General features: G+C 67.4%; 17 protein-coding genes. 6 read left to right on the top strand and 11 right to left on the bottom strand.

Annotated elements, in window-relative coordinates; translation table 11 throughout:
• Both G6N24_RS03790 and G6N24_RS03785 read right to left on the bottom strand, forming a co-directional pair.
• Entirely contained in the window at nucleotides 1-3,651 is a 3,651-nt protein-coding gene (locus tag G6N24_RS03790; protein WP_085156494.1) for a nitrate reductase subunit alpha, read from the bottom strand.
• A 293-nt stretch (nucleotides 3,652-3,944) separates the two neighbouring features.
• Nucleotides 3,945-4,340 (bottom strand): (deoxy)nucleoside triphosphate pyrophosphohydrolase, encoded by a 396-nt coding sequence (locus G6N24_RS03785; protein ID WP_085156491.1) that lies wholly within the window; start codon nucleotides 4,338-4,340, stop codon nucleotides 3,945-3,947.
• Between the two features lie 27 nt (nucleotides 4,341-4,367).
• On the opposite strand from G6N24_RS03785, the gene G6N24_RS03780 reads away from it, so the two are divergent.
• On the top strand, nucleotides 4,368-4,652 hold the full coding sequence (locus G6N24_RS03780; protein WP_085156488.1) for a 4a-hydroxytetrahydrobiopterin dehydratase: 285 nt from the start codon (nucleotides 4,368-4,370) through the stop codon (nucleotides 4,650-4,652).
• Here the strand turns inward: G6N24_RS03780 and G6N24_RS03775 are convergent.
• The gene (locus G6N24_RS03775) at nucleotides 4,639-5,895 is read right to left on the bottom strand and encodes a mannosyltransferase (protein WP_085156558.1); all 1,257 of its coding nucleotides are present in this window, start codon (nucleotides 5,893-5,895) and stop codon (nucleotides 4,639-4,641) included. The two genes, G6N24_RS03780 and G6N24_RS03775, sit on opposite strands and share 14 nt — an antisense overlap.
• 124 nt (nucleotides 5,896-6,019) lie before the next feature.
• Here G6N24_RS03775 and G6N24_RS03770 point away from each other — a divergent pair, with 124 nt between their 5' ends.
• Nucleotides 6,020-6,772: a hypothetical protein gene (locus G6N24_RS03770; RefSeq protein WP_085156485.1), complete on the top strand. Its 753-nt coding sequence runs from the start codon at nucleotides 6,020-6,022 to the stop codon at nucleotides 6,770-6,772.
• A gap of 49 nt (nucleotides 6,773-6,821) precedes the next feature.
• A complete protein-coding gene (locus tag G6N24_RS03765; protein ID WP_085156482.1) occupies nucleotides 6,822-7,787 on the top strand; it encodes an Rv1157c family protein in 966 nt (321 codons plus the stop codon).
• A gap of 19 nt (nucleotides 7,788-7,806) precedes the next feature.
• Here the strand turns inward: G6N24_RS03765 and G6N24_RS03760 are convergent, their stop codons facing one another.
• The 4 genes from G6N24_RS03760 to G6N24_RS03745 all read right to left on the bottom strand — a co-directional run bounded on the left by G6N24_RS03760 (nucleotide 7,807) and on the right by G6N24_RS03745 (nucleotide 9,280).
• Nucleotides 7,807-7,953 (bottom strand): hypothetical protein, encoded by a 147-nt coding sequence (locus G6N24_RS03760; RefSeq protein WP_003875447.1) that lies wholly within the window; start codon nucleotides 7,951-7,953, stop codon nucleotides 7,807-7,809.
• Nucleotides 7,950-8,531 (bottom strand): HhH-GPD-type base excision DNA repair protein, encoded by a 582-nt coding sequence (locus G6N24_RS03755; RefSeq protein ID WP_085156555.1) that lies wholly within the window; start codon nucleotides 8,529-8,531, stop codon nucleotides 7,950-7,952. The genes G6N24_RS03760 and G6N24_RS03755 overlap by 4 nt, the downstream gene beginning before the upstream one ends.
• Before the next feature lie 96 nt (nucleotides 8,532-8,627).
• Nucleotides 8,628-8,816 carry a DUF5302 domain-containing protein gene (locus G6N24_RS03750; protein ID WP_085156479.1) on the bottom strand — a complete coding sequence of 63 codons (189 nt, stop codon included), beginning with the start codon at nucleotides 8,814-8,816 and terminating at the stop codon, nucleotides 8,628-8,630.
• A 20-nt stretch (nucleotides 8,817-8,836) separates the two neighbouring features.
• Nucleotides 8,837-9,280 (bottom strand): PPOX class F420-dependent oxidoreductase, encoded by a 444-nt coding sequence (locus tag G6N24_RS03745; protein ID WP_085156476.1) that lies wholly within the window; start codon nucleotides 9,278-9,280, stop codon nucleotides 8,837-8,839.
• A 45-nt stretch (nucleotides 9,281-9,325) separates the two neighbouring features.
• On the opposite strand from G6N24_RS03745, the gene G6N24_RS03740 reads away from it, so the two are divergent.
• The gene (locus tag G6N24_RS03740) at nucleotides 9,326-9,841 is read left to right on the top strand and encodes a DUF1697 domain-containing protein (RefSeq protein ID WP_085156473.1); all 516 of its coding nucleotides are present in this window, start codon (nucleotides 9,326-9,328) and stop codon (nucleotides 9,839-9,841) included.
• Nucleotides 9,842-9,862: 21 nt separating this feature from the next.
• On the opposite strand, the gene G6N24_RS03735 is transcribed toward G6N24_RS03740, so the two are convergent.
• Entirely contained in the window at nucleotides 9,863-10,228 is a 366-nt protein-coding gene (locus G6N24_RS03735; protein ID WP_085156470.1) for a GntR family transcriptional regulator, read from the bottom strand.
• A 37-nt stretch (nucleotides 10,229-10,265) separates the two neighbouring features.
• Here G6N24_RS03735 and G6N24_RS03730 point away from each other — a divergent pair, with 37 nt between their 5' ends.
• The gene (locus G6N24_RS03730; RefSeq protein WP_085156467.1) at nucleotides 10,266-10,982 is read left to right on the top strand and encodes an NAD-dependent deacylase; all 717 of its coding nucleotides are present in this window, start codon (nucleotides 10,266-10,268) and stop codon (nucleotides 10,980-10,982) included.
• Nucleotides 10,983-11,105: 123 nt separating this feature from the next.
• Nucleotides 11,106-11,963, top strand: coding sequence for a hypothetical protein (locus tag G6N24_RS03725; RefSeq protein ID WP_085156464.1), 858 nt, complete (start codon nucleotides 11,106-11,108; stop codon nucleotides 11,961-11,963).
• Between the two features lie 83 nt (nucleotides 11,964-12,046).
• Here G6N24_RS03725 and G6N24_RS03720 read toward each other — a convergent pair whose 3' ends face one another.
• The 3 genes from G6N24_RS03720 to G6N24_RS03710 are packed head-to-tail and all read right to left on the bottom strand — an operon-like array spanning nucleotide 12,047 to nucleotide 15,748.
• Complete coding sequence (locus tag G6N24_RS03720) at nucleotides 12,047-12,688, bottom strand: methyltransferase domain-containing protein (protein ID WP_085156461.1); 642 nt, start codon at nucleotides 12,686-12,688, stop codon at nucleotides 12,047-12,049.
• The gene (locus G6N24_RS03715; RefSeq protein WP_085156549.1) at nucleotides 12,685-13,377 is read right to left on the bottom strand and encodes a TetR/AcrR family transcriptional regulator; all 693 of its coding nucleotides are present in this window, start codon (nucleotides 13,375-13,377) and stop codon (nucleotides 12,685-12,687) included. The genes G6N24_RS03720 and G6N24_RS03715 overlap by 4 nt, the downstream gene beginning before the upstream one ends.
• Before the next feature lie 7 nt (nucleotides 13,378-13,384).
• Entirely contained in the window at nucleotides 13,385-15,748 is a 2,364-nt protein-coding gene (locus G6N24_RS03710; RefSeq protein WP_085156545.1) for an MMPL family transporter, read from the bottom strand.
• Nucleotides 15,749-15,781 lie beyond the last annotated feature (33 nt).

Here is a 15,781-nt window from a genome sequence, read left to right as displayed (position 1 = left end):
TCAGTAGGTCACCTCCTGGCTGCGGCGACGCACCACGGTCACCTCGTCGCGCTGGTTGCCGGTCGGGCCAAGGTAGTTGAACGCGAACGCATTCTGACCGTAGCCACCGGCGAGGTGGCTGGGCTTGATCCGCACGCGGGTCAGCGCGTTGTGGGTGCCGCCGCGTTTGTTGTTGGTCTCGGTGCGCGGCACGTCCACGGTGCGTTCCTGCACGTGGTAGACGAACACCACGCCGTCGGGCATGCGGTGCGAGACGATCGCCCGGCACACGTAGATGCCGTTGGCGTTGACCGCCTCGACCCAATCGTTGTCGCGGACTTGGATTTTCGCCGCATCGCCCGGGCTCATCCACATCGTCGGTCCACCGCGCGACAACGACAGCATGTACAGGTTGTCCTGGTATGTGGAGTGGAACGACCATTTCGAGTGCGGCGTCAGGTAGCGCACCGTGAGCCCGATGCCATCCTCGATGGATCCGAGGTGGGGCTGGTTGAACAGCCGGGCCATGTCCAGCGGCGGCCGATAGACGGGCAGCTGTTCGCCGAGCTCCTCGACCCAGTCGTGGGCGACATAGAAGTGCATCCGTCCGGTGAGGGTGTGGAACGGCTTGAGGTGCTCGATGTTGATCGTGAACGGGGCGTAGCGGCGGCCACCGGTCTCGCTGCCGGACCATTCCGGGCTGGTGATCACGGGGACCGGACGGGCCTGGGTATCGGCGTAGGTGATCCGGCGTTCCTCGCTGCCCTCGGCCAGATGTGCAAGCCGTTGTCCGGTGCGCTTCTCCAGCTCGCGGAATCCCTCGACGGCGAGACGGCCATTGCACGTCGGAGACAGGGCCAGGATTGTATCGGCCATCCGACGGGCCGTGGTGATCGCCGGACGGCCCGCGGCCGCACCGGAATTCATCACCCCGAACTTGGCAGCCAGTTCGTCGACCTCGCGGAAGGGATGGACCGTGTAGCCCTTGACGGTCATCCCGAACTTGTCGATGAGCGGTCCCAGGGTGAGCCACTTGTCGTAGGTCGCGGCGTAGTCTCGCTCCACGACCGTGAGCTTGCCCATCGTCCTGCCCGGTGTCGGGGTTTCACCGGCGTGCAGCCAATCGCGTTCGGTGCCATCGGGATACGCCATCGCATCCGGGGTGTCGTGCGACAGCGCGGTCAGCACCACATCGTTACGCGTACCCAGATGACACTTGGCCAACGTGGAAAACACACGAGCGATGGTGGCGAATGCGTCGAAGTCCGAACGGGTTTCCCACGGCGGGTCGATGGCGGGACTGAACGCGTGCACGTACGGGTGCATGTCGGTGCTGGACAGGTCGTGCTTCTCGTACCAGGTCGCGGCGGGCAGCACCACGTCGGACACCAACGTTGTCGACGTCATCCGGAAGTCGATCGACATCATCAGGTCGAGCTTGCCCTCCGGGATGCCGTCGGCCGGGGGTTGCACCTGCACGTTGGAGTCGGTGCCCAGCAAATGCCGCAGGAAGTACTCGCCGCCCTTGCCCGACGAGCCGATCAGGTTGGACCGCCAGACGGTGAGCACGCGCGGCCAGTTGACCGGGTTGTCGGGATCGCTGACCGACAGCTTCAGGTTGCGCCGGGCGAGTTGTTCTGTGATGTAGTCCGCGACGTCGCGGCCCGCCTCCCGCGCCTCGTCGGCGACATCCAGGCTGGACCGGTCGAACTGCGGGTAGAAGGGACTCCAGCCCATCGCCGCCGCCGACGCCAGCAGATCCATCGTTTGCTTGCCGGCGAACCTGCCGCGGCCGACCGGGCTGGCCAGCTTGTCGGCCCCGTAGCTGTCGTAGCGCCACTGGTCGGTGTGGACATACCAGTACGAGGTGCCGGGCACCTGCCGCGGTGGCCGCGCCCAGTCGGTCGCGTTGGCCATGGTCTGCCACCCGGTCAGGGGACGGACCTTCTCCTGACCGACGTAGTGCGCCCACCCGCCGCCGTTTCGACCCATCGACCCGGTCAACATCAGCAGCGCCAACACCGAGCGGTAGATGACGTCGCTGTGGAACCAGTGGCAGATGCCGCCGCCCATGATGACCATGGATCGCCCGCCGGATTCCTCCGCGTTGCGCGCGAATTCCCGGGCGATGCGAATGGCCTGCGCGGCCGGCACTCCGGTGATCGATTCCTGCCAGGCGGGAGTGTTCTGCCCGGTGGGATCGTCGTAGTCGGTGGGCCATTCGCCGGGCAGCCCGTCGCGCCGCACCCCGTACTGGGCCAGCATCAGGTCGAACACCGTGCACACTAGATGCGTGCCGACGCGGCGCGCCGGCACGCCACGCGACACCGTCTCGCCGTGGCCATCGATCGTGTCGAAGCTGGGCAGTTCAATCGGTTGAGCGTTTTGATCGGCGCGTTGGACGCTCAGCGCCGGCACCACCGAACCCAGGTCCAGGTTCCACTTTCCGACACCGTCCTCGCCGAAGCGGAATCCCAGCGAGCCGTGTGGGACAACGACACGGTCGGTAACCTCGTCCAGGAGCGCGGGTTTGAACGCGGCGTTCTCGACCTCTTCGCCAATGTCTGCCGCGGTCAAGAACTTTCCCGGCACCAGCGCGTCGCCTCGCCGTTCGAGCTTGATCAGGAACGGCAAATCGGTGTAGCGACGCGCAAAGTCGGTGAAGAACGGAACCTGTTTTTGCACATAGCATTCCGTGAGAATCACGTAGCCCATCGCCATGGCCAGCGCGGCGTCGGTGCCCGCGGCACACCTCATCCACTCGTCGGCGAATTTGGTGTTGTCGGCGTAATCCGGGCTGACCACAACGACTTTGGCGCCCCGGTAACGCGCCTCGGCCATCCAGTGCGCGTCGGGCGTCCGGGTGACCGGGACGTTGGAGCCCCACATGACCAGATAGGACGCATCCCACCAGTCCCCGGATTCGGGTACGTCGGTCTGGTCACCGAACACCTGCGGCGAGGCCACCGGAAGGTCGGCGTACCAGTCATAGAACGACGTCATCACGCCGCCGATAAGTTCGATGAACCGCGATCCCGCGGCGTGGCTCACCATCGACATCGCCGGGATCGGCGTGAAGCCGGCGACCCGGTCCGGGCCGTATGTCTTGATGGTGTGCACGTGGGCCGCGGCCACCATCTCGCTGGCCTCGGCCCAGCTCACCCGGATCAGCCCCCCCTTGCCGCGCGCCTGCTGATAGCGGCGACGGCGCTCCGGATCGGCCTGGATGTCGGCCCACGCCAGTACCGGGTCACCAAGGCGGGCCTTGGCCTCCCGATACATGTCGACCAGCACGCCCCGGGCGTACGGATAGCGCACCCGCGTGGGCGAGTAGCTGTACCAGGAGAACGACGCACCCCGCGGACAGCCGCGTGGCTCATACTCGGGCCGGTCCGGGCCCACCGAAGGATAGTCGGTCTGCTGGGTCTCCCAGGTGATGATCCCGTCCTTGACGTAGATCTTCCACGAGCACGATCCGGTGCAGTTGACGCCGTGAGTGGAGCGGACCACCTTGTCGTGGCTCCACCGGTCCCGGTAGAACACGTCACCTCCGCGGCCGCCGCGCCTGGTCACCGTGCGCAGATCGGCCGAGAACTCACCCGGGGTGAAGAAGCGGCCGCTGCGTTCCAGCAGCTCCTCGAGCGGTCCACCGACGTGTGGTGTCACGGTCAAGGGTCAGGCCTCCTCGTCGATAGCGCACACGGTCGGCCCGCGCTGGCCGGCAGGTGACCGGGCCCCGGCGCGGGTCCCGCGACATTTCTCATCATGCACAGCGGGTCAACAGGAACCGGGGTCATCAGCGTCGTGATTCTGCGGGGACGTGTCCGTGAAACCATCGCGATCGCCACCGGCACGCAAATCCAGGTTTGGGCTCGGTCGCGCTGTCTTTGCCCAGTCTAATTTCAGCGCAGGGCGGCTTGCCCCGATCGCGCTGTGCGATGGCTGGGTAATGGCTGTGACGTCCTTCAGGTAACGGCCCGAGTCAGGTCGGCAAGCCAGCCGCGGTCGGCCGGCACCCAGTCGAGCGCGTGCAGTTCAGCCGCGCTCACCCAGCGCAACGCTCGGTGGTCGCGCGCGTGCGGTTCGCCGCGAATCAGGCGCACGCGGTACGCGCGCAGCGTCGTGTCGGCATTCAGCGAAATATCGCCGCCCAGACGGTCACCCACTGCGACGTCACCAACCTCGAGGCCCAGTTCCTCGGCCAGTTCGCGGGCCAGCGCGGCGCGCTCGGTTTCGCCGGGCGAGACCTTGCCGCCTGGTAGTTCCCAGCGGCCCGCCAACTCCGGTGGCCGAACCCGTTGCGCCACCAGGACCGTGGCGCCGCAGATGACGGCACCGGCGACGACGATCTGGTCGGCCATGGCCAGTGACGGTATACCGTCGAAAGCATGGCTGTGTTAACGGATGACCAAGTGGACGCCGCACTGCCCGAGCTCAACGGCTGGGAGCGCGCCGGGGGTATCCTGCGCCGGAAGATCAAGTTTCCGACGTTTCTCGCCGGCATCGACGCCGTGCGCCGGGTGGCCGAGCACGCGGAAGCCAAGGATCACCACCCGGATATCGATATCCGTTGGCGGACAGTGACTTTCATGCTGGTTACGCATGCGGTCGGCGGTATCACGCAAAACGACATCGACATGGCGCGCGACATCAACGCGATCATCGGGACTTGACCGTTCCGACGGCGCTTCTCCCGGTAGTGGCGATCCAGCCCAGGGTCGCCAGCGTCGCCACCAGGTAGACGAGCCCGGCCCAGGCCAGATACCAGGGTCGGCCGATCTGCCAGATGGTTGGTTGGGCGAAGCTCAGCAACCATGGGACGCCGACGATGGTCAGCGCCAGCCACCCCCAGCCCAGAATCCGCGCGCCATGTCGCGCGCGCAGTGGCCCCTGTATCAGCCAGATCATCAGCGGCACCAGCCACACCCAGTGATGCGTCCACGAGATCGGGGACAGCAGCAGCCCGAACAGCTCGACCACGAGCAACTTGCCGAGGTGGTCGGCATCCTGAAGGGCACGCCACGCCAGCATGGCCAGCGCCGCCGTGGCCGCGATCCCGGCCAGCACCAGCGGACCGAAGCCGGCGTCGTGGCCGAGGATCCGCGAGATCGCGCCCCGCCAGGATTGATTGAACGAGGTGGCGATCGGCCCAATCCGGCGAGCGTCGCCCAGCAGGTCGGTGAAGTAGTAGCGGGCCTGATCGCCGACGACCAGCACCGAAACCCCGACGGTGGCAACGAACACGACCGCCGAAAACAGCGCGGCGCGCCAGCGCCGAACGGCGAGGAAATACATCCCGCTGATCGCCGGCGTCAACTTGATTCCGGACGCCACGCCGACCAGCAGGCCCGAGAGCCACCACCGCGTGGTGTGGACCGCCCACAGCACCGCCAGCACCAGCGGCACATTGATCTGCCCGTAGTCGAAGTTGCTGCGCAGTGGCTCGATCCAGATGGCGATTGCGGTCCAGGCCATCGCGGCACGCCGGCCGTTGGGGCCGGCGACGCCGATCAACCGCTGGCTGATCCGGACCACGCCGTACAGCGCGGCGATCGTCGCGACCTGCCACAGCAGGGCGACCGGGCCGAACGGCAGCAGATGCAGCGGGTAGAAGACGACCGCCGCGAACGGCGGATACGTGAACGGCAGCGGGAAGTCCGGCGTCTGGTCGGCGTAAACGTAGCTGTACAGGGTGCCGGGATGGTCCAGCGCGGCCGCGCCGCCCACGTAGACATGCAGGTCGACGAAGTTCGCGCCGTTGGGCATCAGATAGGTCCAGGCGAGCCGCGCCGCGACGCTGAGGATCAGCAGCACCGGCGCCGCGCGTGTCGTCCAGGCGGTTACCGCCGGGCTCGCTGAGGTGGTGTTTATCCGCCCGACTCTAGCCGCGAACTCGTTCTCCAGGTGTCCGGTCACCGCCACCACACGTATCCGTAACGATCGGATAACCGCCACACGTGTCACTTGAGTCACTTTTGTACCGCGATACCTTCGGGCTCGGGTCCTGTCGGGGTCCCGTCATCGACAACCAGGGAGAGTCATGCCAACCATCTGGACGTACGTACGCGTCGGCGCCGTCTTGGTCGGATCGTCGGCCGCGCTATTGACGGGCGGTATCGCCCACGCCGACCCGGCACCTCCGCCGGAGCCGGCGGCGCCCAACCCGGCCAGCGTTGCCCAACAGCTGATCGCCTCGGCGGCCAACGCGCCACAGATATTGCAAAACTTCGCGACGGCGCTCGGCGCCACCCCGCCGGTGGCGCCCGCGCGGGCGCCCGAGCCGGCGCCCGCGACCGTGCCGGGCATACCGGGCTTAACCCCGGCCGCACCGGCGGCACCCGCTTCGGCCCCGTCGGTGACTCCGTCGATTCCCGGGGTGAACGCTCCCCTGCCGGGGATCACCGCGCCGGCGGCACCCGCTTCGGCCCCGGCGGTGACTCCGTCGATTCCCGGGGTGAACGCTCCCCTGCCGGGGATCACCGCGCCGGCGGCACCCGCCGCACCGGCGGCCCCGGCGATTCCCGGGCTGCCGGGCATCCCCGCGATTCCCGGCAGCACCCCGGCTGCCCCGGCGGCCGCACCGGCGGGGGCCCCTGGTCTGGTCCCGACGGCTAAGGTCGACATGCCGTCGCTGCCCTACCTCCCGGTACAGCTGCCTCAACAGGTCTCGCTGCCGCAAGACATTCCGGCGCTTGCGGCGGGCGCCGTCGCGGGGGCGCAGCCCCAGCCGGCGGCCCCCGGTGCGCCCGCGGCGCCCGCGGCGCCAACGTCATTGCTCGCCGCGCTGCCGTGAGCAAACCCTGATAGACGGCTGACCTACCACCGAGGACCGGGAGAACACCGTGGCAAGCACTGGGAGACTGTCCAACGGTTTGGCCGCTGCCGTCATTACCTCGGCTGCCGCGCTCGCGCTTTGCCCGAGCGCGGCAGCCGACCCGTCGGCGTCGCAGCCCAACCCCCAGCTACCGGGATTGCCGGCGTTGGCCCAGTTGAGTCCGATAATCCAGCAGGCAGCCAGCAACCCCGCGCAGGCGACACAGCTGCTCATGGCCGCCGCGTCGGCGTTCACGCACAGTCCGACGACGCCGACCGAGTCCAAGAACGTCGCCTCTTCGGTGACCCAGTTCGTGCAGGAGCCGGCAAATCCCACCCCTGGCGCTCCTGCCATGGGCGTGCCGGCTCCCGCGCCCATGGCCACCCCGCCCGACGCCACCCCGGTGCCACACGTGCCACCGATCGGTGTGGAGCCCGGCACGCAGGCGCACCTGCCGACCGGTGTCGACCCAACCCATGTTGCGGGCCCCGCCCCCATCGCGGCACCGACGACTCTCCCACCGGCAGCGGCGCCGGCGCCCGGGCCGGCCGCCGCTCCCGCTGCCGCGCCGGGTTTCGGCCCCGACGCGCCGCCCACGCAAGACTTCATGTACCCGTCGATCGGCGTCAATTGCCTGGGAGAAGGCAGTAACGCCCTCGCGACCGCACTGTCGGTGGCGGGACCGGCCAAGATACCGGCTCCCGGTCCGGGACCCGGCCAGACCGCTTATGTCTTCACGGCGGTCGGCACCCCTGGTCCCGCCGAGGTGCAACGGCTGCCGTTGAATGTCACCTGGGTGAACCTGACTACCGGCAAGTCCGGGAGCGCCACGCTCAAGCCGCGTCCCGACATCAATCCCGACGGCCCAACGACGCTGACGGTCATCGCCGATACCGGTTCGGGCAGCATCATGTCGACGATCTTCGGACAGGTCACCACCAAGGAACGGCAGTGCCAGTTCATGCCGACGATCGGCTCGACAGTGGTGCCGTAGCCGCGGCCTAGCCGCGGGATCAGTACGCCATGAACAGAATTGCGTCGCGGTCGTACTCCAAGCCCGGATGAACGCTGGCTAGGTGGGCTTGGGTCAGTTCGACCAGCTCGTCTTCGTCCTTGCCGACGATGGCTTCGCCACACGGACATGTTATGTGTGTCTTCACGGTGCCGCCTTTCCCTTCGCTGCCGCCTTCATCTGCTTCTTATGCGACCGCACCTGCCCAAGCGAGCGGGCATCGACGATGTCGGCGACGGACATGTAGGTGCCGGGTTGCCCGAATTCCCCGGCCGCCGCTCGCCAGCCCGGTGGCGTCACGCCGTACTGCTTGCCAAGCAACGCCACAAAGATCCGCGCCTTCTGCTCCCCAAAGCCGGGTAGCCCCTTGAGCCGCCGGAGCAACTCCTTCCCGTCGGGTCCACCCGCGGTCCACAACGCCGCCGCATCCCCGTCGTAGCGATCCACGATGATCTGCGCAAGGGCCTGGATACGCTTGGCCATCGAACCCGGAAAGCGGTGTATCGCAGGCTTTTCCGAGCACAATGCGGCAAACTTGTCTGGGTCGTGGTCGGCAATCTCGCCGACATCGAAGCTGCCCATCCGGTCGGCGATCTTCTTCGGTCCCGCGAAGGCGGTCTCCATGGGCACCTGCTGATCAAGCAACATTCCGACCAGTAACGCGAACGGGTTGGAGTCCAGCAACGCGTCAGCGGCTGGATCTTGGACAAGCTGCAGTTTCGGCACCCACACAGTCTAGAGGTGCGGCGTACGGTCCCAGAGGCCCACGGCAGACTGCCGCAGCTGGCAACCGAATTTGGTCTTGCCGCAATGGTTTCCGGGCTAGCCGCTCTTGCGGCGGAATTCCCGGCGACTCTCCACCGGGCCATGCGCCCGCGCCTGCTTGCCGCCGCCGTCCTTGTGCTCGGATCCCCCCGATGACTTCGCCATCTTGCGATCGAGGGCTTCGCGGAACTTACGCTTGGTCTCGTCCTCTGGTGCAGAGCCTGCCGGGGGGTTCGATTCAGCCATGACGGCAGCCTAGCGCGTGGTTACCGCATACCCGGGGGCATGCCGTAGAGATGCGAGATCGGCAGCGTCAGCAGCACCCGCCGATCGGTGACCATGGCCTCGCGGTATTCGTCCCAGTCCGGATGCTCACCAGCGAGGTTGCGATACAAGACAATCAGCGCCTCCACGGTGTCGTCATCGGGCGCGGCCGCAGGCGGTGTCAGCTCGGCGGTGCCCTCGGCGACCGCATACGACCATCCGTCGTCGGCATCGACCAGCAGCGAGGCGCGCGGGTCGCGGCGCAGGTTGCGGGTCTTGGCCCGCGGCTCGGTGATCGACACCTGTATCACCAATCTGCGCGGGTCGAAGTGATACTGCACGTTCGACAGCTGGGGGCGCCCGTCGCGCTTGATGGTGGCCAGCACGCCGATGGAGTTCCCACTGATCACGGCCAACAGCTTGTCGTCGAACACTTGGCGTCCCATGCCGAAAGCCTACGTCGCACCCCGGCGAGCTGGTGGAATCGGATCATGACCCATTTCGCGGCATTTCTACGCGGCGTCAACGTCGGGGGCGTCAACCTCAAGATGGCCGAGGTGGCCGCCGCATTGACCGACACCGGATTCACCCACGTCCGCACCATCCTGGCCAGCGGCAACGTGCTGCTGGAGTCGTCCTGGGGTGTCGGCGCGGTGCGCGAGAAAGCCCAAGCCGCGTTGCGCGAGAGGTTCGGCTACGACGCGTGGGTGCTGGCCTACGACATCGATACGGTGCGCGCCATCGTCGCGGCGTACCCGTTCGAACGCGAGGTCGACGGATACCAGTCCTACGTCACGTTCGTTGCCGACGAAGAGGTGCTCGGTGAGCTTGCGGCGCTGACACATCGCTCCGACGAGAAGATCCGCCGCGGAGAGGGTGTCATCTATTGGCAGGTTCCCAAGGGCAGCACATTGGATAGCACCATCGGCCAGACGATGGGAAGGAAGCGCTACAAGTCGTCGACGACCACCCGCAACCTGCGCACCCTGGACAAAGTCCTGCGGTGAAGGCCAGTTGTTCGACACGCTTTAGTCGTCGGGCACGTTGGTGAGGTAGCGCATCGCGTCCGACTTGGTGAGCCCGAGCGCTCGGGCCACTTCAACGTATTCCTTGGCCGCGGCCGCCATCGCGGCGTCGGTCGGATCGAAACGGGAGATGAAAGTGCCGAAGCGTCCGCGTGTTTCGACGATCGCCGCCGACTCGAGCTCGCGGTAGGCGCGGGCGACGGTATTGGCGGCCACGCCTAGCTGACCGGCCAGGTCGCGCACCGTCGGCAACCGGGTGCCGGGCGGCAACGCACCGGCTCGGACTCCGTCGATCACCTGGGTTCTGAGTTGGTCGAACAAAGGCTTGCCGGCCTTCACGTCAACCCGTAGCAAATCCCGCAGCTCCACATACCCAGTATCTCCCAAGCCGGGCTATCTTTGTGGGATGCGAGTGACGGTGCTCAGCGGCGCGGGGATCTCCGCGGAGAGCGGCGTCCCAACGTTTCGCGATGACAAGAACGGATTGTGGGCCCGCTTCGACCCTTACGAGCTGTCGAGCACGCGGGGCTGGGAGTGCAATCCCGAACGCGTTTGGGGCTGGTACCTGTGGCGCCATTACCTGGTGGCCAAGGTCGAACCCAACGACGGGCACCGCGCGATCGCCGCCTGGCAGGACCACGCCGACGTCACCGTCGTCACCCAGAATGTCGACGACCTCCACGAGCGCGCCGGCAGCGCCCCGGTGCACCACCTGCACGGCAGCCTTTTCGAATTCCGTTGTGCGCGTTGCGGTGTGCCCTACAACGACCCGCTGCCCGAGATGACCGAGCCCGCGATAGAAGTGGAGCCGCCGGTCTGCTCCCGATGCGGCGGCCTGATCCGGCCCGACATCGTGTGGTTCGGTGAGGTGCTGCCGGAGCGCGCGTGGCAGTCCGCGGTGGCGGCAACCGAGGCCGCCGACGTGATGGTGGTGGTGGGGACGTCCGCGATCGTCTACCCGGCCGCCGGGTTACCCGAGCTGGCGCTGTCGCGCGGCGCGGCGGTGATCGAGGTCAATCCCGAGCCGACGCCGCTGACCCGCAGCGCCACCATCAGCATTCGCGAATCCGCAAGCCAGGCATTGCCCGGGTTGCTGCCGCGGCTACCCGCGCTGCTGAAGTAAGACGCGCATCGAGGCTGCGGAGGCGGCACCGAGACTGCGCACAGATCGGGGTTCGTCCACACGATCGCGCCCTGAGCGCAGTTTCGGCCGGCCCGTGTCGGCGCGACAGGCGAGCCTGCCGGCATGCCATCTCCATTCATCGGCAGTGAAGCCATCAGGGACGGGCTCCTGCGACCCCACCAGCTGCGCTCCGGGTACACGAGGGTATTCCCGGATGTATACGTACCGCGCGGCCAACCGGTCACCATGCGGCAAAAGGCGGTCGCGGCTTGGCTGTGGTCTCACCGACAGGGGGTGATCGCGGGGCTAACCGCGGCGGCCTGCCACGGCTCGAAATGGGTGGACGAACGCCTGCCCGTCGAGTTGATCTGGTCGAACGCGCGACCGCCCAACGGCGTGCGAACCTACGACGTGCGCCTTCGACCTCGGGAGTTCGGCCACAGCGGCCGCCTTCCGGTGACCTCACCGCAGCGGACGGCATTCGACATCGGTCGTCGCAGACCGATCGGGACCGCGATCGCGCACCTGGACGCCCTCATGCGGGCAAGCGGCGTCACGAGCAACGAAGTGGCCGAGCTGGCCCACCAGCATCGCGGTGCACGAGGGCTGCGACAGCTCGAAACGGCGCTGGAGCTCGTAGACCCCGGTGCACAGTCACCCAAAGAGACCTGGTTGCGGCTGTTGCTCATCCGCGCGGGGTTACCCCGACCGAACACCCAAATCCCCGTGACGACCCCAGACGGGACCGAGGTGTATTACCTCGACATGGGGTGGGAGGAGTTGATGGTCGCAGCCGAGTATGACGGCGAGCATCATCGCCTGGACCCCTGGCAATACAAGAAGGACATCCGCCGCAGGGAGACGTTGGAACGGCTCGGCTGGCTCGTTGTCCGGGTGATCGCGACCGATCGTTCGGGCGACATCATCCGTCGGGTTCGTGATGCGCTGGAGTTCCGCGCGTCGAGCCTGCATCGAAACTGAATAGGCGGCGCCGAGACTGCGCACAGACCGCGGTTGGCCGAGGAGTCCGCGCGCTGAGCGCAGTCTCGGCGCAACGCGCCAGATCAGGGCCGGCGCGCCCGGCCCAGGGCTAACTCCGACACCGGCAGCGGGGCCCAGGCCGGCAAGGTCCACTCCCGCCGGGCACTGTCCACCTCGAATCCGGCTTCGACGATCGCGCGCTCGGTGTCGCGATGCGTGTGGCAGTTACCCGCCACCCTGGGCCAGAAGGTCGCGTCGACAAACCGCTGCAGTCGGCCCCGGGCGCCGGCACTGGCTATGTGCTCGAGGTAGCGCAGCTGCCCGCCCGGGCGCAGCAACGAACGCAGCCGCCGCAGCACGCCGACCGGGTCGTTCACCGAACACAGGACCAGCGAGCACACCACCGCGTCGAACTGCTCCCCGTCGCTGAACCCCTCCGCCGTCGCACCGGTCACGACAACGGGAACGGGTGCGCCGATGGCGGCGGCGCGAGCCTTGGCCGCCAGCCGTGGCTCCGGCTCCACGGCGACGACCTGCCCGACCGACTTCGGGTAGTAGGCGAAGTTGGTCCCGACGCCCGCGCCGACTTCCAGTACCCGGCCCGACAAGCCGGCCAGATTCTCCCGGCGCAGGTCACGGATCGCCCTGGATTCGTGGGCCGCGACAAAGGGCCAGATCAGGGCGAAAAACGGGTGGTCGACCGTGCGCACCGAGGCCGGCGTCATACCCGCGACTCCTTCGCCGGGCGCCGCGCCAGCACCCAGCCGACCAGCTGCGCGGACGTGGCTTCCGGGCCAACCAACCCCGCCACCATATGACCGCAAAGGACCGCGCCCAGCACCCGGTCGGCGAAGGCATCGACATCTCCGAAGGGCAAGTGCGGCTTGGCGATCAACAGCGCCGCCACCCCGTGCGCAGCGCTCCATAGTTCCAGGGCGATGGTGGTTGGATCGTCGGCCCGGTAGATGCCTTCGTCCATCAATGTCTGCACCGAGTCGCGCATGTGCTTGAACGCCGAGCTCGCCAGGGCGATGTCGACATCGCTCCCGGAGCGCCATTCGCCCATGGTGGCGAGCCGGTACAGCTCCGGGGTCTGTATCGCGAATTGCACGTAGGCCAGGCCTTGGGCTCGTAGCACGTCCACCGTGGACGGTTGCCCGACGGCCACTTCCTCCATCGCGTGGTCAAGCCTCGCCAGGTAACGTGCGCACACCGCGTCCAGCAGGGCGTCTTTGTCCTCGAAGTGCAGGTAGATCGACGGCGGCGTGACACCGACGCGGTGCGCCACCGATCGGATCGACACCGACCTGGCATGCCCGGTTTCCAGCAGCAGTTCGGTTGCCGCGTCCAGGATTTCGTGACGGAGTCGATCACCCGACCCACGTGGGGCACGCGGGCGGCGCAGGCCGTCCATCGAGACGCTAACCACCGCGCGTCACCGAGGCGGGGATCGGTGGCACGTCGGAGCGCGCCGACGGCGACACGGCGGACTCGGGCGCCGCGGCCTCGTCGAGTGCCCCGGCTCCTTCTAGGCCCTCGCTGATGCCCAACCGCTCGTGCAGCCACACCAGAGGGTTGGGCGCCCACCAGTTCCACCGGCCCATCACGTGCATGAAGGCGGGCACCAGAACCATCCGGACCAGGGTGGCATCGGCGGCCACGGCAAGCGTCAGGCCGAGGCCGAACATCCGCATGAACGACACATGCGCGGCGATCAGCGCGGCGAACGACATCGACATGACCAACGCGGCGGCGGTGATCACCCGGCCGGTGCGGGCCACGCCGTGTGCCACGCTCTCGTCGTTGGCGGCGTGCGCGTGGGCCGCGCTCGGGTTTGCCGGTCGAGCGGCTCCGGAAGCCAGCCAGTATTCACGGATCCTGGAGATCAAGAACACCTCGTAATCCATGGACAACCCAAATGCAATGCAGAACAGCAACACCGGCATGTTGGCCACCAGCGTCCCGCTCGGGGTTGTCCCGAGCGCGCCGAGATGGCCGTCCTGGAAGATCCATACCAGCGCGCCGAACGCCGCCGTCAACGACAGCACATTACACATCAGCGCCTTGATCGGCAGCACCACGCTGCCGGTGAGCAGGAACAGCAATATGAAGGTGATGGTGGCCATCAGCCCCAGCACCAGCGGAAGCCGATCGGTCACCGCATCCACGCTGTCGCGGTTGACCTGCGCGACACCGGCCATCTGGACGGATCGGCCGGCGGGCCCGGCCACCTCGTGCAACCGCTTGAGCTGAGTGCCGGACGCCTCCGAAAACAGCGGCGCCGCGCTGCTCACGGTCAAAAATGCGCTGCCGTCGGCCAACCCGGTGGCCGCGGTCGGTGGGCCCACCCGGTTTCCGCCCACGAACGTGCCACCCGGCGCGCTCACCGCAGGCACGTCTGTAACCCGTGACAGATCGGCGGCATAGGCGTCCAGGTCCGCGGGGCTCAAGCCACGGGCGTCGGGGATAACGACGGGCACCGCGGTCGCGGAATCGCGCGCGAAACCGGTGCGCAACCGGTCACCGACCTGGTGCGACGACGCCGAAGTCGGCAGCACCCGGTCGTCCGGGAAACCCCATGTCACCGAGAAGAACGGAAGCCCGAGCAGCACCAGCAGCGCGACGACGGCCAGCCCGGTCGGCAGCCAGCGCCGCATCACAAACTTGCTCGACCGGTACCAGAACAGCTGCTCGACCGGTTTGTGCACCGGATCCGGCCGGCGCAATACACGCCGCGCCAGCCGGCGCACGTCCAAAGAATCCAGCCGGGGGCCCAGCAGCACGATCGCGGCCGGGGTTATCACGATGGACGCGGTCGCGACGAAGGCCACCGTGGCCACTCCGGCATAGGCGAACGACTTCAGGAAGTACATCGGGAACGCCACCGTCGCCGACATTGACAACGCCACGGTGATCGCGGAGAACAACACGGTGCGACCGGACGTCGCCATGGTCCGGATCAGTGCCTCGTCTCGATCACTGCCCTCGGCCAGCTCGTCGCGGTAGCGGCTGATGATCAGCAGCGTGTAGTCGATGGCCAACGCCAGACCCATCGCGGTGCTCAGGTTGAGCGCGAATATCGACACCTCGGTGGTATACGTGACCAGTCGCAGGACCGACATTGAGCCGACGACGGCCAATGCTCCGAGGGTCATCGGCAGTGCCGCTGCCAGCAGCCCACCGAACACCCAGACCAGCACCAGGAAGCTGAGCGGAATCGCGATCAGCTCCATGACCAGCAGGTCGTCCTGGTTCTGCGTGTTGATCTGGGCGTACTCCATCGCCGAGCCACCGGCGCGCACGGTGACGCCATCACGGTCGTGGACGACCTCGTCCGCCAGGGTTTGGGCGCTCCTCTGCGCGTCGTTTTCGCCGCCTCTGATGTTGACCACGATCAACCCCGACTTGCCGTCGGAGCTGACCAGATCCGCTGAGGCCCGCGGCGGCTCGGAACCAGGTCCGGTCCAGGGCGAGGTCACGTTGTATACCAGCGGCGACCGTTGCAGCTGGCCGACGACGTCGGTACCCACCTTGCGGGCCTGTTCGCTGTCGGCGCCAGCGGGAGCCGTCACCAAGATCAGCATCTTCTGACCGCTCTGCCCGAATTTGTCGGTCAACACCTTGATGGCCCGCGCCGACTCCGAGTTCGGGTCTTGGAAGCCGCCCGGGGACAGGCTCTTGGCAACCGGAATGCCGAAGACCGCGGCCGCGACAAAAACCAAGGCGGCCACCCCGATGATTCGACGCGGCGCCGCAATAGCAAGCCGAGCGATCCTCTGAAGCATGTTCGCGTCCCTCCACCGCGGATGCCCGGCCCC

Origin of the sequence: Mycobacterium lacus (assembly GCF_010731535.1) — a bacterium.
Classification (GTDB): domain Bacteria; phylum Actinomycetota; class Actinomycetes; order Mycobacteriales; family Mycobacteriaceae; genus Mycobacterium; species Mycobacterium lacus.
The sequence above is the reverse complement of the archived record's forward strand: the minus strand, read 5'-3'. Positions and strand labels throughout refer to the sequence as shown.